13 protein-coding genes are annotated in these 15,849 nt (G+C 73.6%); 7 read left to right on the forward strand and 6 right to left on the reverse strand.

Features of this window, described 5'->3' with window-relative positions; translation table 11 throughout:
* Nucleotides 1–15 precede the first annotated feature (15 nt).
* A complete protein-coding gene (locus ABWI07_RS00620; RefSeq protein ID WP_353817240.1) occupies nucleotides 16–684 on the forward strand; it encodes a hypothetical protein in 669 nt (222 codons plus the stop codon).
* A gap of 27 nt (nucleotides 685–711) precedes the next feature.
* On the forward strand, nucleotides 712–1,830 hold the full coding sequence (locus tag ABWI07_RS00625) for a winged helix DNA-binding domain-containing protein (protein ID WP_353817241.1): 1,119 nt from the start codon (nucleotides 712–714) through the stop codon (nucleotides 1,828–1,830).
* On the opposite strand, the gene ABWI07_RS00630 is transcribed toward ABWI07_RS00625, so the two are convergent.
* Together ABWI07_RS00630 and ABWI07_RS00635 are read right to left on the reverse strand one after the other, a co-directional pair.
* Nucleotides 1,823–3,265, reverse strand: coding sequence for an alpha/beta hydrolase (locus ABWI07_RS00630; protein WP_353817242.1), 1,443 nt, complete (start codon nucleotides 3,263–3,265; stop codon nucleotides 1,823–1,825). The genes ABWI07_RS00625 and ABWI07_RS00630 overlap by 8 nt on opposite strands.
* A 62-nt stretch (nucleotides 3,266–3,327) precedes the next feature.
* Complete coding sequence (locus ABWI07_RS00635) at nucleotides 3,328–3,627, reverse strand: helix-turn-helix domain-containing protein (protein WP_353817243.1); 300 nt, start codon at nucleotides 3,625–3,627, stop codon at nucleotides 3,328–3,330.
* Nucleotides 3,628–3,784: 157 nt separating this feature from the next.
* Here ABWI07_RS00635 and ABWI07_RS00640 point away from each other — a divergent pair, with 157 nt between their 5' ends.
* Together ABWI07_RS00640 and ABWI07_RS00645 are read left to right on the forward strand one after the other, a co-directional pair.
* Entirely contained in the window at nucleotides 3,785–4,165 is a 381-nt protein-coding gene (locus ABWI07_RS00640) for a hypothetical protein (RefSeq protein ID WP_149259280.1), read from the forward strand.
* 39 nt (nucleotides 4,166–4,204) lie between these two features.
* Nucleotides 4,205–4,690 (forward strand): hypothetical protein, encoded by a 486-nt coding sequence (locus ABWI07_RS00645; protein WP_353817244.1) that lies wholly within the window; start codon nucleotides 4,205–4,207, stop codon nucleotides 4,688–4,690.
* Here the strand turns inward: ABWI07_RS00645 and lysX are convergent.
* Entirely contained in the window at nucleotides 4,687–7,986 is a 3,300-nt protein-coding gene (lysX, locus tag ABWI07_RS00650) for a bifunctional lysylphosphatidylglycerol synthetase/lysine--tRNA ligase LysX (protein ID WP_353817246.1), read from the reverse strand. The genes ABWI07_RS00645 and lysX overlap by 4 nt on opposite strands.
* A gap of 158 nt (nucleotides 7,987–8,144) precedes the next feature.
* Between lysX and ABWI07_RS00655 the strand changes: the two genes are divergently transcribed.
* Genes ABWI07_RS00655 through ABWI07_RS00665 form a run of 3 tightly spaced genes read left to right on the forward strand, consistent with a single transcriptional unit; the run spans nucleotide 8,145 to nucleotide 13,235 of the window.
* On the forward strand, nucleotides 8,145–10,004 hold the full coding sequence (locus tag ABWI07_RS00655) for a protein kinase domain-containing protein (protein ID WP_353817247.1): 1,860 nt from the start codon (nucleotides 8,145–8,147) through the stop codon (nucleotides 10,002–10,004).
* A complete protein-coding gene (locus ABWI07_RS00660) occupies nucleotides 10,004–11,722 on the forward strand; it encodes a protein kinase domain-containing protein (protein ID WP_353817248.1) in 1,719 nt (572 codons plus the stop codon). Before ABWI07_RS00655 ends, ABWI07_RS00660 begins: the two co-directional genes overlap by 1 nt.
* A gap of 22 nt (nucleotides 11,723–11,744) precedes the next feature.
* A complete protein-coding gene (locus ABWI07_RS00665) occupies nucleotides 11,745–13,235 on the forward strand; it encodes a serine/threonine-protein kinase (protein ID WP_353817249.1) in 1,491 nt (496 codons plus the stop codon).
* Here the strand turns inward: ABWI07_RS00665 and ABWI07_RS00670 are convergent.
* The 3 genes from ABWI07_RS00670 to ABWI07_RS00680 form a co-directional block, all read right to left on the reverse strand.
* On the reverse strand, nucleotides 13,142–14,383 hold the full coding sequence (locus ABWI07_RS00670) for a DUF6114 domain-containing protein (protein ID WP_353817250.1): 1,242 nt from the start codon (nucleotides 14,381–14,383) through the stop codon (nucleotides 13,142–13,144). The genes ABWI07_RS00665 and ABWI07_RS00670 overlap by 94 nt on opposite strands.
* Before the next feature lie 4 nt (nucleotides 14,384–14,387).
* On the reverse strand, nucleotides 14,388–14,981 hold the full coding sequence (locus ABWI07_RS00675) for a DUF6230 family protein (RefSeq protein ID WP_149259284.1): 594 nt from the start codon (nucleotides 14,979–14,981) through the stop codon (nucleotides 14,388–14,390).
* Nucleotides 14,982–15,243: 262 nt separating this feature from the next.
* On the reverse strand, nucleotides 15,244–15,849 hold the full coding sequence (locus tag ABWI07_RS00680; protein WP_149259285.1) for a response regulator: 606 nt from the start codon (nucleotides 15,847–15,849) through the stop codon (nucleotides 15,244–15,246).

Below are 15,849 nucleotides of genomic sequence, written 5' to 3' on the forward strand. Positions count from 1 at the left end.
CCAACAGTAGGGGGCATGATGAAGAACACTACCTACACCGCGCGGGCCCTCCAGCGGGCCGGCCGCTGGGACCTCGCGCTGGACGTCCTGGAGCCCGAGGACGCGGCCCTGCGCGCGGAGATCCTCACCGACGCCTTCTGGTGGCGGCTCGAAGGCGCCGCGGAGGCCGAGGACGCGGTCGCGGCGCTGCGCGAGTCCGAACCCGCCCGGGCCGCGTTCCTGGACGGCCAACTCGCCTACACCCGGACGCTCTTCGGGGTCGACACCCGCCCCGACGACGCCGAACGCGCCCGCGCCGGGTTCACGACGGCCGCGTCCGACCGGGAGCTGGCCCCGTGGGCGGCCTTCTGGCTGGGCGTCGTCGCAGAGCTCCTGGACAAGGACCCCGTGGCGGCCGCCGAGCACTACCGCCGGGCCCTCGCCGGCGCGGACGACGATCCGCTGCTGGAGTCCTACGCGATCAGGCACCTGGGCGGCCAGGCCCTGGAGAGCGGTGACGCGTCGGGCCTCGACAGCCTGCGCAGGTCGTACCTCCTGCGCGCCGCACTCGGCGCCCGGCCGCAGACGGCGGCCGCGGCGGTCACGCTCGCCGACCGCCTCCCCGACGGCCCGGAGGCCCGCGACCTGCGGGAGATCTCTCGGGCGACGGCTCGCGAGCTCGGACTGCGCTGGCTTATGGAATAGAGCATTCCGTTCTGTTAAAATCGGGGCATGACGCGGATACTGGACCGCCGGACGCTGAACCGGGCGGCGCTGGAGCGGCAGCTGCTCCTTGAACGCTCGGCCATGCCCGCCCTGGAGGCGGTCGAAAGGCTCGTCGCCATCCAGGCGCAGGAGACCAACATGCCGTACATCGGGCTCTGGACGAGGCTGGAGGGCTTCCGCCGCGACGACCTCACGAGCCTCCTCTACGACCGGTCCGCCGTGCGCAGTTCGATCCTGCGGGGGACGCAGCACATGGCGTCGGCCGCCGACTACGTGTGGGTGCGTCCCCTCGTCCAGGAGAGCCTCCTGCGCGGCCGCCAGGCGGCGTTCGGCAGCGTCTCCAGGGACTGGGACCTGGAGAGCCTCGCCGCCGAGGCCCGCAGGCTGCTGAAGGGGCGGACCCTCACCCGCCCGCAGCTCGGCCGCGCCCTGGCCGAGATCTGGCCGGGCCGCGACCCGCAGGTGCTCGGCTGGTCGGCGCAGACGCTGGTCTCGGTCGTCCATCCGCCGCCCAGCGGGACGTGGGACACCGGCGGCGCGACCCCGTTCGCCCTGGCGGAGGAGTGGATCGGCCGGCCGCTCGCCGAGGAGTCGCCGGACCGGCTGATCCGCCGCTACCTGGCCGCCTTCGGCCCGGCCTCCGTCAAGGACTTCCAGATGTGGTCCGGGATGCGCCGCATGGACGCCGCCTTCGAGGAGCTCCGCCCTTCCCTCCGGACCTACAGGGACGAGGAGGGCGCGGAGCTGTTCGACCTTCCAGAGATGTCCCTCCCGGACGTCGGCGCCCCCGCGCCCGTCCGCTTCCTCCCGGCCTTCGACAACCTGATCCTGGCCTACGCCGACCGCCGCCGCATGATGACGGACGAGCAGCGCAAAGCCGTGTGCGTGGGAGCCATCACCAGGCCGACCCTCCTGGTCGACGGACGCGTCCACGGCGTCTGGACGCTCAAGCACGACCGGAAGGCGGCCCGTGCCGAACTGACCGTCGACCTGTTCGCCCCCCTCGAAGACGAAGGACCGGCCCGCGACGAGGCGGCCCGCCTCCTGGCCTTCGCCGCCACCGACGTCGACCACGCCCTGCGCATCGCGCCCTGGGACGGGATGAGCCCGCCGGCCCTCAGGTGATCGGCATGGTGACCGCGAGCGGCCAGGCAAGCAGCACGCCGCCGACGATCGCGGTCACCCACGCAGGGGCGCGCACCGCGCGCAGCGCCGCCGCCTGGACGCCCTGCCAGGCCAGGAGACCGGCGATCAAAGGCGACACCAGCAGCACGAACGGTGAGACGGCCCCGACGAGGGCGGCTGCGCAGAGGGCGGCCAGCGCGGCCGTCGCCGACCACGCGTGCACGCCGATCGCGGTCAGCCGCTCATGCCCGGCGCAAAGCGCCTCGACACCGAGGCAGTACAGGCCGGTCCCCACGGTGATCGGGACGAGCGCCCATACTCGCGGCCCCACCGGCACCGCGTGCGCCCACCCCAGCTGGGCCGGGACGGCGAACGACACCACCGTCAATGCGACGAGCACGGCCGCCGCCGCGATCGTCCGCACCTTGGGCCGCCCGCCGAGGAAAGCCGCGTCCCGCGCGCAGACGAGCGCCACCACGCCGGCGACGCCGAAGAAGCCGGCGAGCGGCCAGGCCATCGCGAGCGGCAACCGGAACACCCCCATCACGGGCACCGCCGCCGCGACGGCGACCGCCGCCGCCACCAGCGCGAACCTCACCGAGACGCGGCGGCGCGCCTCGCGGTGGCCGTACGGCCGCCCGAGCAGCGCCGCGGCGATCGCCCCGAAGCTCAGCACCGCCGCGAGATGCAGCAGCATCGCCGACCCCGCCCGCTGGACGGCGCGCACGTCCGCGACCGGAGGCGAGCGATGCCCGAACGCCGCGTCGAGCCAGGCGCCGGTCTCGCGATGGGTGCGCGGGCTGAACAGCACCCCGGCGTGCTCGACGCCCCCGACGATGACGGCCCGCCGCGCCGTCCCGTCCCGCGGGTCGCCGTATGTCCTGCCTGGCCGCCCCTCGGGGTAGACGGCCCGCAGCGCCCGGACGGCGCCGTCCCGGTATGCGGGGAACTCCAAGCCACCGGCGAGCAGCAGCACGTTCCGGGCCGAGGCCGGCACCGGCATCTCTCCCTGCGAGATCGCGACCGTCGCCCCGACCGACGGATGCGCCGCGCCGTACCGGATGACCGCGGCGGCCCCCAGCGAGTGCCCCACGAGGCCGATGCGCTCGCCGTCCACAAACGGCATGGCCCGCAGATGCCGGACGGCGACGTCCAGATCCCGGTCGAGCCGCGCCTCGGCGGCGGGCCCGTCCCCGTTCCCGGGCAGCCGCCGCGTACTGGCCCCGTGCCCCGCGAGATCGACCAGCGCCACCGCGTACCCGCGCCGCGCCAGCGTGTCCGCGAACCCGCGCATGAGCCGCCCGCCGGCGCCGAGCCCGTGCGCCACCACGACGCCCGGCATCCGTCCGGCCGCCCCGGCACCCCGCACGACCTCGACCGGCACCCCCTCGACCACCACCCCCCGCCGCTCGACCCCGCGATCCGCCCCCAGCACCCCCACCCCCCCGACAAGGGCGCAGACAACCCCCACCACCACCGCCGCGATCCGCATCGGAGTCAGGCCGCGGCGTCCTCTCCCACGGTGATCGTGAAGGTGGTGTGCATCGCCCTGGCGATCCGGTCCAGCATCGCCAGGGTGGGGACACCGCCACCGCCCTCCAGCAGGGAGAGCGCGGGCTGAGTGATACCGGCGCGCTCGGCCACGACCGCCTGCGTGAGCCCGAGTTCAAGGCGGCGTTCGCGCACCATGTCACCGAGCCGCAGGTCGAGACCCGCCTGCTCGTAGTCGGGATCGCCCGCGGCCTCCTCCCGCAGCCGCTTCACGCTGGAGGCCCGCCACTTGGTATGCCCGGCCATCACCCGCTCCTCTCGGTGCTCCACAGAGTCCGGCCATCGCCGCGATCTGCGGTTTTGTCATCGTTCACCGGCCGGGGTCGGAGTACCAGGGTGGCAGGGACGGGGGCGGGGCGTGATCGGAGTGCGAATGTCGGGGGTGACCGGCACAATCGCGCCCATGGTGACCGAGGAACTGGTCCAGGTTTGGCGGGACGTCGTTCGGGGCGACGAGAAGTCGTGGGTGCTGTTCGAGAACGGCACTTGCGTCATTCTGATGGAGCCCGGCGACGACCTGAGCGCGCAGGCGGTGGAGCTGCTGCGCGAGTACGGGCCCGTCCACGGGGGCACTCCGGCCGGTGACTTCGGGACGATCGATCTCGACCAGGCGCCGGGCTGGGCCGTGTACGGCCACCACAACGACATCCTCACCTATGTCGCTCCCGAGGAGGTCTGCGACGACGCGACCGATCTCGCCGTGGGCCTTCTCGGCCGTTCCAAGCGTGATCAGGACGGGCGCGAACTCATGGTCGTGCACGTGGAGGACAAGCGCGGCCGGTGAATTGGGCGGCTGTCAGTGGATGTCTGTACAAATGTGTGCGTGACGGAGTGGGACGAGGCGGGGCTGGCGCGGTTGCGGGCGGCCGCGCACCTGGGCATCGGGGATGCCGGCCTGCTCCGGGGGCGTTCGCTGAGTCCCGTGCTCCAGTACGCCGGGGACGTGCTCGTCGCGGCACTGGCCCATGGGAGTGACGTGCGGTCGCTCGCCCTCGCCTGCCTCGACGAGCTGAACAAGCGCGGTCTGCCGGGCGACGCCGAGCTGGCGGACGAACTCGCCGCCGCTCTCGGGGAGGGGGCGCCGACCGGCCTGGCTCCGCTGCCCGTCGATCTCGGGGCGGTGGCGGCGGCGATGGACGACGGGTTCCAGGTCCTCGATCCCGAGCGCGGGGACGTGCTCCCGGCCGGCGAGGCGGACGGGCTGCCCGTCCCGCCGGGCGTCCTGCCGGAAGGGGAGGACGCCCGGAGGGGAGCGGCTCGTGCGTGGTTGGCGGAGCAGGGGTTCCGACCCGTCCCGCGGAGTCTCTAGGAGCCGGGGCGCACCAGGGGGAACGGGATCGTCTCGCGGATGCTGCGGCCCGTCAGCGTGATCAGCAGCCGGTCGATGCCCATGCCCATGCCCCCGGCGGGCGGCATCGCGTACTCCAGGGCGCGCAGGAAGTCCTCGTCCAGCTCCATGGCCTCGGGGTCGCCGCCCGCGGCCTGCAGCGACTGCTCGGTCAGCCGCTGCCGCTGCAGGATCGGGTCGATCAGCTCGGAGTAGGCGGTGCCGAGTTCGAGGCCGAAGATGATGAGGTCCCACTTCTCGGCCAGGCGCGGGTCGTCGCGGTGCGGGCGGGTCAGCGGGGACGTCTCGGCCGGGTAGTCGCGGACGAACGTCGGCGCCGTCAGGTGCTCCTCGACGAGCGCCTCGAAGAGCTCCTGGACGACCTTGCCCTGCCCCCACTGCGGGTCGACGTTCAGCCCCAGCCGCTCGGCGAGCGACCGGACCCGGTCCGGCGCGGTGCCCGGGGTGATCTCCTCGCCGAGGGCCTTGGAGACCGACTCGTAGACGGTGATCTCCTGCCACGGCTCGGCGAGGTCGTGCTCGACGCCGTCCCGGACGACGACCGTGGTGCCGAGGGCGGCGCGGGCCGCGTCCACGACGAGGGAGCGGGTCAGCTCGGCCATCGTGTCGTAGTCGCCGTAGGGCTCGTAGGCCTCCAGCATCGTGAACTCGGGGTTGTGCCGCGGCGAGACGCCCTCGTTGCGGAAGCTGCGGTTCAGCTCGAAGACGCGGCCGACGCCGCCGACGAGGAGGCGCTTGAGGTACAGCTCGGGCGCGATCCGCAGGTAGAGCTGCATGTTGTAGGCGTTGATGCGGGTCGTGAACGGGCGGGCCGTGGCGCCGCCGTGCACGGGCTGGAGCATCGGCGTCTCGACCTCCAGGTACCCGCGGGCGCGCAGGCCGTCCCGGACGGCGGCGACGGCGTCGCCGCGCATCCGCAGCATCCGGCGCGACTCGTCGTTGACGATGAAGTCGACGTACCGCTGCCGGACGCGGGCCTCCGGGTCCGCCAGGCCGGTGCTCTTGTTCGGCAGCGGGCGCAGGCACTTGGCGGCGAGCGTCCACGAGGACGCGAGGACCGACAGCTCGCCGCGCCGCGACGTGACGACCTCGCCCCGCACGCCGACCTGGTCGCCGAGGTCGATGAGCGACTTCCAGCGCCGCAGCGACTCCTCGCCGAGCGCGTCGGAGGTCAGCATGACCTGGAGGTCGCCGGTCTCGTCCCGCAGCGTGACGAAGATCAGCCAGCCGTGCTCGCGGGCGAGGACGACCCGTCCGGCGATCGCGACGGCGTCGCCGGTGCGGGTGTCGGGCGCGAGGCCGGGGTGCCGCGCCCGGATGCCGGCGGCGTCGTCGGTGCGCTCGCAGCCGAGCGCGTACGGCTCCATCCCGGCGTCGCGGATCTGGTCGAGCTTGGCGTGCCGGACCCGTTCCTGCTCCGACAGCCGGCGCTGCGGCGCGCGGGCCGCCTCCGCGGCCTCCTCGATCTGCTTGATCTTGTCGACGAGGTCGCCGGACGGGACCATCGCGGCGGCGCGGTCCAGCTTGGGGCGGTTCAGGCTCGGCAGGAAGCCCTCGGCGCGGGCGTAGGCGAGGCCCAGCCGGACGATGTGGCGCCCGTGCTCGTAGCAGATGAAGCGGGGCCGCCAGTCGGGCATGTACTTGGCGTTCGACAGGTACAGCGACTCCAGCTGCCAGAACTTCGACGCGAACGACAGGAGCCGGTAGTAGAGCCGGGCGACCGGGCCCGCGCCGATCTGGGAGCCGCGCTCGAACGCCGAGCGCAGCATCGCGAAGTTCAGCGACAGGTGCTGCGCGCCGACAGCGGCGGCCTTCTCGGCGAGCTTGGCGACCATGTACTCGTTGAGGCCGTTCTCGGCGAGCCGGTCGCGGCGCATCAGGTCGAGCGACAGGCCGGCCCGCCCCCAGGGGACGAAGCTGAGCAGGCCGCGCAGCTCCCCGTGCGCGTCGAACGCCTCGACCATGACGCAGCGCCCGTCGGTGGGGTCGCCGAGCCGGCCGAGCGCCATCGAGAAGCCGCGCTCGGTCTCCTCGCCGCGCCAGGCGTCGGCGCTGCGGATGAGCTTGGCCATCTCCCAGCCGGGGATCTGCGAGTGGCGGCGGATCCGCACCGTGTACCCGGCCCGCTCGACGCGCCGGACGGCCTGGCGGACCTGCCGCATCTCGCGGCCGTCGAGGTTGAAGTCGGTGAGGTCGACGATGGCCTCGTCGCCGAGCTCCAGCGCGTCGAAGCCGTGCCGCTTGTACACGCGGGCGGCGCGCTCGCCGACGCTGACCGCGCCGGGGATCCAGGCGTGCGCGCGGCACTCGCCGAGCCACGCCTCGATCGCCTGGTCCCACGACTCGGGATCGCCGAGCGGGTCGCCGCTGGCCAGCGAGACCGCGCCCTCCACCCGGTAGGCGATGGCCGCCTTGCCGTTGGGCGCGACGATGACGTCCTTGTCGCGGCGCAGCGCGAAGTAGCCGAGGGAGTCCTGGTCGCCGTACTCGGCGAGCAGCGCGCGCGCCGCCAGCTCCTCCGGGGGGCTGAGGACGGCGTCGCGCCGCCCCGGCCTGAACAGGGCCCAGAACGTGGCGATCAGCAGCCCGGTGCCGAGCACCCACAGGATCACGTCCACCCAGAACGGCACGGACACGTCGATCGGCTTGCCGGTGACGCGCGGCCCGAGGACGGTCTGGGAGATCGCGTAGAGGGGGTGCGTCCAGAAGTCGCCGCGGGGGTTGCGGTCGGTCAGCGTGACCAGGAACGTCCCGATCCCGCCGGTCACGATCAGCAGGCTGGTGAAGACGAGGGTCGCGAGGCGCCGGTTGGCCCGGTCGGGCAGAGTGGTGAACTGGCCGCGCGCGGCGATGAGCAGGCCGAGCACCGCGAGGTACACGGCGGCGGTGACGATGAGGCCGACGGGGGTGGGCTTGTTCGGGTTGAACAGCGTCGTCAGGACGGCGGTGACGCCGAGCGCGGTGGGCAGGCAGAAGATCAGGACGAGGATCCGCCACGCGGCCTTCTTGCGCCGCCGGACGCCCATCGAGAGCAGGATCCACAACAGGCCGATCGGGACGCTGGGGAACCAGCCGAGGTAGCCGATCCATCGCAGCGCCCAGATATCGGCTATCTCAAGGATGAGACCATAGGAGACCCATGCGAGCAGCGACAGGATCCCGGAGAGTCGGGTGTACCAGAAGAAGATCGTCGGCGCGGCCTGGATCAGGCGGCTCCACTCGCCCCGCAGGCCACGCTGCGGGCCCTGCTCGGTCATGGTCCCCTTTCTACCGGGTCGCACGTCGATCACGCCTCCGCCCCCGTGCGCCCGTCCGGCGGCGAACCCCGGGGTGATGTCGGGCGTCGTACGGGTAAGGGGATGTGGCTTGCACTCTCGGTCCAAGGTTGTCAGCAAAAGTCGATATGGTCGCGGATATGCCAAATGAACCCACCGGTGAGCGGTTGCTCGCCCGCCGCTACCGCCTGGTGACCCAGGTCGGCCGAGGCGGCATGGGGACGGTCTGGCAGGCGCACGATGAGGTCCTCGGTCGTGACGTTGCGGTGAAGGAGGTCATCCTCCCGCATGGTCTCACCGATGAGGAACGCGCCGTGCACCACAAGCGCACGTTCCGTGAGGCCCGGACCGCGGCGCGGCTCAGCCACCCCGGCGTCGTCGCCGTCTACGACGTCGTCGAGGAGGACGACCGCCCCTGGATCATCATGGAGCTGATCAAGGCCCGCTCCCTGGACCAGGTGATCAAGCAGGAGGGGCCGCTGGAGCCGCGCCGGGCCGCGGAGATCGCCCGGCAGATGCTCGCCGCGCTGCACGCCGCGCACGAGGCCGGGGTGCTGCACCGCGACGTCAAGCCGAGCAACGTGCTGATCACCGGCACGGGCCGGATGGGCGAGCGCGCCGTGCTCACCGACTTCGGCATCGCGACCGCCTCGGGCGACGCGACCCTCACCCAGACCGGGCTCGTCATGGGCTCGCCCGCCTACATCGCTCCCGAACGGGCCCGCGGCCGCGTCGCCGGGCCCGCCTCCGACCTGTGGTCGCTGGGCGTCACGCTGTACGCGATGCTGCACGGCAAGTCGCCGTTCGAGCGTCCCGAGCCGATGGCCGCGCTGGTCGCGGTGATCTCCGACGAGCCGGACCCGCCGGAGAAGGGCGGCCGGCTCGTCCCCGTCATCGAGGGCCTGCTGCGCAAGAACCCCGAGCGGCGGATGGACGCGATCGAGGCCGGCCGGATGCTGGACGAGATCGTCCGGCAGGAGACCGTCGACACCCAGCGGACGATGGCCGTCGAGTACCCCGTCGAGGAGGCGCCCGCCGCCCAGACCACCATCCCGGAGGCCCCCGGCGAGGCGCCCCGCCCGGTGGACGGCGGCGCCCGCCCCGACCAGCTCACCAGCTTCGACCTCCCGAGGGGGGTGCCGAACGCGCAGGGCAAGCCGAGCGCCCCGGAGCCCGCCGACCCGGCCGAGACCGCGCCCGACCCCGACCGGGTCAGTTCGTGGCGGCCCCGCCCCCGCACCGAGCCCGCCGCGCAGGCCACGCGGGCGAGCGAGAGGCCGGAGCCGGGACCGGACACCCACTTCCCGCCGACCACGCACCACCCGTCCGCCGGACGTCCCGCGCTCGCGTCCAACCGCAACGTGCTGATCATCGCGGCGGTGGTGCTGCTGGTGATCCTGGTCATCGCGGGGATCGCGCTGGCCAACGGCGGCGACGACGACAAGGGGCAGAAGCAGAAGAAGAGCACGTCGGGTCCCTCGGCCACCGGGAAGGCCTCGTCCTCCTCGCCGGTCAAGTCGAAGAAGCCGAGCCCGGCCGTCCCCGCCGGGTTCAGGACGCACAAGGACCGCAGCGGCTACTCCGTCGCCGTCCCCGGCGACTGGAAGGGGCCCGAGCGCAAGAACGGCGGCGACTTCTTCTACGCGCCCGGCCGCAAGACCTACATCCAGATCGACCAGACCGACGACCCGGGCCCCAGCGCGATCGACGACTGGCGGCGGCAGGAGCGGGGCGGCTCCGGCTGGCCCGGCTACGAGAAGCTCAGGATCGCGGCGACCGGCGACCACCCGCCGGTGCCCGACACCGGCAACGGCGACAAGTCCGCGGACTGGGAGTTCACCTACAACGGCGACGGAGGCCGGGTGCACATCCTCAACCGCGGGTTCGTGACGAAGGGCCACGGCTACGCGATCCTGCTCCGGGCCCCCGACGCCGACTGGGACGAGGTGTACTCCGAGCTCCAGCCGGTCTACCGGTCCTTCAAGCCCGCGGACGCCTGATGGAGGGGCGTCTCCTGGCCGGCCGGTACCGGCTCGAATCCGTCGTGGGACGCGGCGGCATGGGCACCGTGTGGCGCGCCCGCGACGAGACCCTCGACCGCGAGGTCGCGGTCAAGGAGGTCGTGCTGCCCTCGGGCCTCAGCGACGAGGAGCGCGAGAACCGGCACCGCCGGACGCTCCGCGAGGCCCGCGCCTCGGCCAGGCTGAACCATCCGGGCGTCGTGACCGTACACGACGTCGTGGACGAGGACGGCCGGCCGTGGATCGTCATGGAGCTGGTGCGGGCCCGCTCCCTCCAGGAGATCGTGGACGAGGACGGCCCGCTGCCGCCCGGACGGGTCGCGGCGATCGGCGCCCAGATCGCGGGCGCGCTGCGGGCGGCGCACGCGATCGGCGTCCTGCACCGCGACGTCAAACCGGCGAACGTGCTGGTCACCGGCGACGACCGGGCCGTGCTCACCGACTTCGGCATCGCGCAGCTGGCGGGCGACGCCACCCTCACCGGCACCGGGCTGATCATGGGGTCGCCCGCGTACATGTCGCCGGAGCGGGTGAACGGCGACCCGGCGATCCCCGCGTCCGACCTGTGGGCGCTCGGCGCCACCCTGTACGCGGCGACGGAGGGCAAGGCGCCGCACCACCGCAGCGACGCGATGGCCGTCCTCGCCGCCGTGATGACGCAGGACGTCCCGCCGCCGAAGAACGCGGGGCCGCTCGCGCCCGTCCTCACCGGCCTGCTGGAGCGCGACCCCGTGCGGCGGCTGCCGGGCGACCGGGCCGAGGAGGCGCTGAAGGCGATCGCCTCCGGGCACGCCGCGGACATGGCCGCCGCGCAGATCGCCGCGAACGAGGCGACGGCGGCGGAAGGCGGCCCCTGGACGGCGTACCCGCCCGCGCAGACGCCCTCGGCCGCGCAGCCCCCGGCCGCGCAGTCGCCCGTGCCCGCGCAGGCGTCCATTCCTGTGCCCGTGCCGTCCGAGATGACGACGCACTACCCGCCGGGAACCGGCACGCAGTGGACGCCGGGGCAGCCGCCCGCGCAGGCGCGCAGGAGGTCCCCGGTCGTGCCGGTCCTCGCCGGCGTCGTCGCCGCGGCGGCGGTCCTGGCGGTCGCCGCGTTCGCCTTCTGGCCGCGGGGCTCGTCGGCCGGCGGCCCGGACGCGTCGCAGCCGCCGCAGGCCGCGGGGCAGCCCACGCAGGGCACGCAGACCGGGCAGACCACGCCCACCGCGCCGTCGAACACCCCCAAGCCCACGCAGGGTTCGGGCGAGCGGCGGCTCCCGGACGGGCTCGTCCTCGCGAGCGGCCCCGGCTACACGATCGGGGTCCCGCGCGGGTGGCGGCGCTCGGTGCAGGGCAACAGCGTCGTCTGGACCGACCCCGCGTCCAGCGCCTACGTGCAGGTCGACCGGACGGTCTGGTCCGGCGACCCCTACGAGCACTGGGTGACCTGGGAGCGGGAGGCGATCGCCGACGGCAAGCTCAAGGACTTCCAGCGGATCGGAGAGATCACCCGCACGACCGCCGCCGGGCGGCCCGCGGCCGACATCGAGTTCACCTGGTCCCGCTCGGGCGTCACGCGCGCGAGGGACCGCGGAGTGATGGTGAACGGCCGGCCCTTCGCCGTGGTGGTGGCGCTACCCGCCTCCCAGTGGAACGGGAACGAGGCACTCGTGAACAATGTGCTCGACACGTTCCGTCCCTCCGGGGTGGGATGACCAGTGGGGGGACCTTCTAGAAATGGCACAGGCACGTCTGCTCGGTAACCGCTACCGGCTCGACTCGGTGGTCGGCCGCGGCGGCATGGGCACCGTGTGGCGCGCCTTGGACACCATGCTGGGCCGCGAGGTCGCGGTGAAGGAGGTCGTCCTCCCGCCCGGTCTGAGCGACGCCGAGCGGGCCGTCCTGTACGAGCGGACGTTCCGCGAGGCGCGCGCGTCGGCGCGGCTGAACCACTCCGGGGTGGTGACCGTCCACGACGTCGTCGAGGAGGCGGACCGGCCCTGGATCGTGATGGAGCTGGTCCTCGCCCCGTCGCTCCAGGACATCATCGAGCGCGGGCCCATGGAGCACCGCAGGGTCGCCGACATCGGGCTCCAGATGCTCGGCGCGCTCCAGCACGCCCACCAGAAGGGCATCCTGCACCGCGACGTCAAGCCCAGCAACGTGCTGGTCACCGACACCGGACGGGCCGTCCTCACCGACTTCGGCATCGCGCAGATGGAGGGCGACTCGACCCTCACCCAGACGGGCCTGGTCATGGGGTCGCCCGCCTACATCGCGCCGGAGCGGGTGCAGGGCGAGCGCGCGGTGCCCGCCTCCGACCTGTGGGCGCTCGGCGCGACCATGTACGCGGCCGTGGAGGGGCGCTCCCCCTACGAGCGGTCCGACGCCATGTCGTCGCTGCAGGCCGCGCTGATCGAGCCCGTCCCGCCCGCGCGCAACGCCGGGCCCCTCGCCCGGGTGCTGGAGGGGCTGCTCGTGCGCGAGCCGTTCCACCGGATGACGGCGGCGCAGGCGATGCCGCTGCTCACCCAGGTGGCGGCCATGCCCGCGCCGCCGCCGCCGATGCCGACGCGGCTGGACGAGACGGTGGCGGACGAGCCCTCCGCCCGCTACCTGCCCGGCGGGCGGACCGAGGGCGCGTCGGAGACCGTCCTCGACCCCGAGGACCTCGACCCGGTCACGCGCCGCGACCCGGGGCAGGACACCGACCTCGATCCGGTGACCCGCCGCGACCGCGGCGAGCCCGGCCCGGTGAACCGCCGCGACCCGGGCCCGTTCCACGACCGGAACGCCTCGCAGCCCACGCCGCCGTCCCCGCCCCGGCCGGAGCCGGAGTCGCGGACGATGCTGGAGACGGAGTGGGCGCCGCCGCCCCCGTCCCAGCACCCGGCGGTGCGGCAGCCGCATCCGAGCCTTCCGCCGCAGACGCCTCCGCCGTGGGAGCAGCCGCAGCAGTACACGAACTGGCAGCAGCCACCGCCGCCGCCCGTCCACGACCGGCCCGGCGGCGAGCGCCGCAGGACGGTGCTGGTCGTCACGGTCGCGGTCGTCCTCGTCGTGGCCGCGGTGCTGCTGGGCGCGTTCATCCTGCGCGGCAAGCTGAGCACCGGCGCGCTGGGCGGGACCGCCGGTCAGCCGGCGCCCCCGGCGGCGAGGCCGCTGATCTGCGCTCCGCCGGCGGTGACGGCGGGCTGCTCGGAGACCACGTCCGTCAGCACCATGTAGGGCGGGGTCAGCGGCGGCGGCGTCGCGGGGGTGAAGGTCACCGGGACGCCCAGCAGCTTGGCCGACATCTTCGTCGTGTACATGACGACGTCGCCGCTCAGTGTGAGGCCGCCGGTCCGGGTCCGCGCGGTGGCGCCGCCGTGCACGGCCGTCTGGTCCACGTTCTTCAGGACGGCCTTGGACATGCTGAACTTCAGCGCCTTCACCGTCCCGCCCGCCGAGGGGAGGGACGCGACGCCGTCGTAGCTGAGCCCCGACATCGTCAGCGAGTCGGCGCGCAGCGTCCCGGTGTCGGCGTAGAGGCGCGGCCCGGTCCCGGCGTCCTTGGCCGGGGCGGGCGTCGCGCTGGGCGTCGCGGTGGGCGTGGCAGAGGGTGTGGCAGTGGGCGTGGGGGTCCCGCTGGTACTCGGCTGCGGTGACGGCGTCTGGCTCCCGGAAGGCGTCATCGGCGCGGAGGTCTGCGCAGAGGACGGCGCGGAGGACGGCGCGGAGGACGGCGCGGAGGACGGCGTGGAGGGGGAGGGAGACGGCGTCGTCGAGGCCGCGGCCAAGGCCGGGGCCGGGGTTGGGGCGGACGAGTCCGACGGCGCCGGTGAGGGCGACGGAGCCAGCAGGTGGACGCCCAGGAGGGCCGGGACCGCGAGGGCCGTCAGCCGCCCGCCGCGCGGCGCCGCGTGCGTCCCGGGACCGCCGCCCCGGGACGCGGTGCGGCGCCGGGGCCCGTCCGGGGACGGCGACCAGGCGAAGCCGAGGGCGCCGCCGAGCACGCCCAGCAGCAGGCCCACGAGGAACCCGCCGAAGTTGGACGTGAGGAACGACGCGAGCGACAGCAGGACGGCGAGGACGCCGTAGAAGCTGCGGTGGGCGGGCTGGAACCACAGCAGCGCGCCCGCGGTGACGAGCAGCGCGCCGATGAGCCAGCTCGCCACCCCGGCCATGCCCTGGTGGACGATGAGCGGCATCGGGGCCAGCGGGATGGCGATCAGCTCGACGCCGCCGAGGACGGCGAACACGCCTCCCCAGAAGGGGCGTGTCCGCCGCCAGCGGCGGAACCCGCGCGGCGCGCGCCGGGCGGGCCCGGTGAGGTGGGCCGACCCGGTGCGGGGAGCGGATCCGGCGGGGCGAGGGGGTTCGGCGGGAAAGGTCATGGCCTCAGAAGCACTCGGCGCCGAGCTTCATGCTGAGGTCGTTCAGCTTGAAGGTCCCGGCGGTGGTCGCCCACGCGACCTGCCTGACGTTCCGCAGCTCGATCGTGGACGCCTGCTGCCCGAACATGCCCGCCGCGCCCTGGGCGCCGTCCGGGCCCTTGTCCAGCGTGCTCGCGTCCCGGCCGATCTCGATGTTGGAGAACGTGGCGTCGGCGTCGAGCTGCTCCACGTCCAGGACGAGGTCGCTCGCCTCGACGGGCTTGGCGCCGGTGCCCGCGGTCAGCCGCAGCGTGAACGGGCCGACCTTCACCGACTGGCACATGTCGCGGATCTGCGCGGACCTGATGGCCGAGACCTGCACCGGGTGCTTGGCGCCGTCCTTGCTCGCGTCGATCCCGCCGTACTGGACGAAGCCCTGCCCGCTCAGCGAGTCGGCGCTGACCTTGAAGCTGCCGCCCGAGACGGCGAAGGAGGAGGCGATCGCGCCCTGCGCGGTCATGAAGACGAGCGCGCCCGCGCCGACCGCGGCGGGGGCGGCGATCGCGGCGAACCGCTTCCAGCGGACGCGGCCGAGCGCGGCGTCGGATGAGGGGGACATGGGGGCTCCCGGGGGGTTCGTGGTCCTCGACGGACCTCGGTGACACGGGTCACTGATGTGACGCAGAGTGCAAGTTACCCCCAAGTACTTACTTGCGACAAACCGGACAAGCGATATGAAAGGTAAAAGATTCGAGTCGACTGACCTGCAAGATCACGTTCGGGCGGGTCGGGCTGCCTGGAGGGAGGTGAAGCGGAAACCGGCTACGGTAAGTAGCTGCTGATGGGCGCGGCAGGCGCCGCCCCGCAAGGGAAGGAGAGGTTCAGGCGCCCGCGGTCAGGGCGTCGAGCGCCATGCGCAGATCGGCGACATGGGCGTCGAGGTCGTCGGCGGACTCGCCGGACCGCATCCGGGCGACGTCCGCCTCGATGCGGGAGACCCGCTGGTCGAGGGCCGCCAGAAGCCTGTCGTACCCAGCCGCCGAGCCCTCGCCCTCCTCCAGCGTCTGGCGCAGCAGCCGGGCCTGCTCCCGCAACTGCTGGTTGCGGCGGTGCAGTTCCACGAACACCGACACCTTCGCGCGCAGCAGCCACGGGTCGAACGGCTTGGTGAGGTAGTCGACGGCGCCCGCCGCGTAACCGCGGAACGCCTGCTCGCCGGTGCCGCCGCCCGCGGTGAGGAAGATGATCGGGACGTCGCGGGTGCGCGGCCGGGACTTGATGTGCTCGGCCGTCTCGAACCCGTCCATCTCCGGCATCACGACATCGAGCAGGATCAGCGCGAAGTCGTCGTTCAGCAGTTCCTTCAAGGCGGCCTGGCCGGAGGTGACGGGCACGACCTCGACCGGCAGCGCGTCGAGCACGGCCGTGAGGGCGGTGAGATTCTCCTCGCGGTCGTCGACGGCCAGAATCCTCGCGTCGTGCGGCAC

This window comes from Actinomadura sp. NPDC000600, from assembly GCF_040492135.1.
Classification (GTDB): Bacteria; Actinomycetota; Actinomycetes; order Streptosporangiales; family Streptosporangiaceae; genus Spirillospora.

Excerpts from the sequence above, each read along its gene's own strand:
- ABWI07_RS00620 (WP_353817240.1), top strand. The coding sequence starts at position 16 with ATGATGAAGAACACTACCTACACCGCGCGGGCCCTCCAGCGGGCCGGC.
- ABWI07_RS00625 (WP_353817241.1), top strand. The coding sequence starts at position 712 with ATGACGCGGATACTGGACCGCCGGACGCTGAACCGGGCGGCGCTGGAG.
- ABWI07_RS00660 (WP_353817248.1), top strand. The coding sequence starts at position 10,004 with ATGGAGGGGCGTCTCCTGGCCGGCCGGTACCGGCTCGAATCCGTCGTG.
- ABWI07_RS00635 (WP_353817243.1), bottom strand. The coding sequence starts at position 3,627 with ATGGCCGGGCATACCAAGTGGCGGGCCTCCAGCGTGAAGCGGCTGCGG.
- ABWI07_RS00670 (WP_353817250.1), bottom strand. The coding sequence starts at position 14,383 with ATGACCTTTCCCGCCGAACCCCCTCGCCCCGCCGGATCCGCTCCCCGC.
- ABWI07_RS00665 (WP_353817249.1), top strand. The coding sequence starts at position 11,745 with ATGGCACAGGCACGTCTGCTCGGTAACCGCTACCGGCTCGACTCGGTG.
- ABWI07_RS00655 (WP_353817247.1), top strand. The coding sequence starts at position 8,145 with ATGCCAAATGAACCCACCGGTGAGCGGTTGCTCGCCCGCCGCTACCGC.
- ABWI07_RS00675 (WP_149259284.1), bottom strand. The coding sequence starts at position 14,981 with ATGTCCCCCTCATCCGACGCCGCGCTCGGCCGCGTCCGCTGGAAGCGG.
- lysX (WP_353817246.1), bottom strand. The coding sequence starts at position 7,986 with ATGACCGAGCAGGGCCCGCAGCGTGGCCTGCGGGGCGAGTGGAGCCGC.
- ABWI07_RS00640 (WP_149259280.1), top strand. The coding sequence starts at position 3,785 with ATGGTGACCGAGGAACTGGTCCAGGTTTGGCGGGACGTCGTTCGGGGC.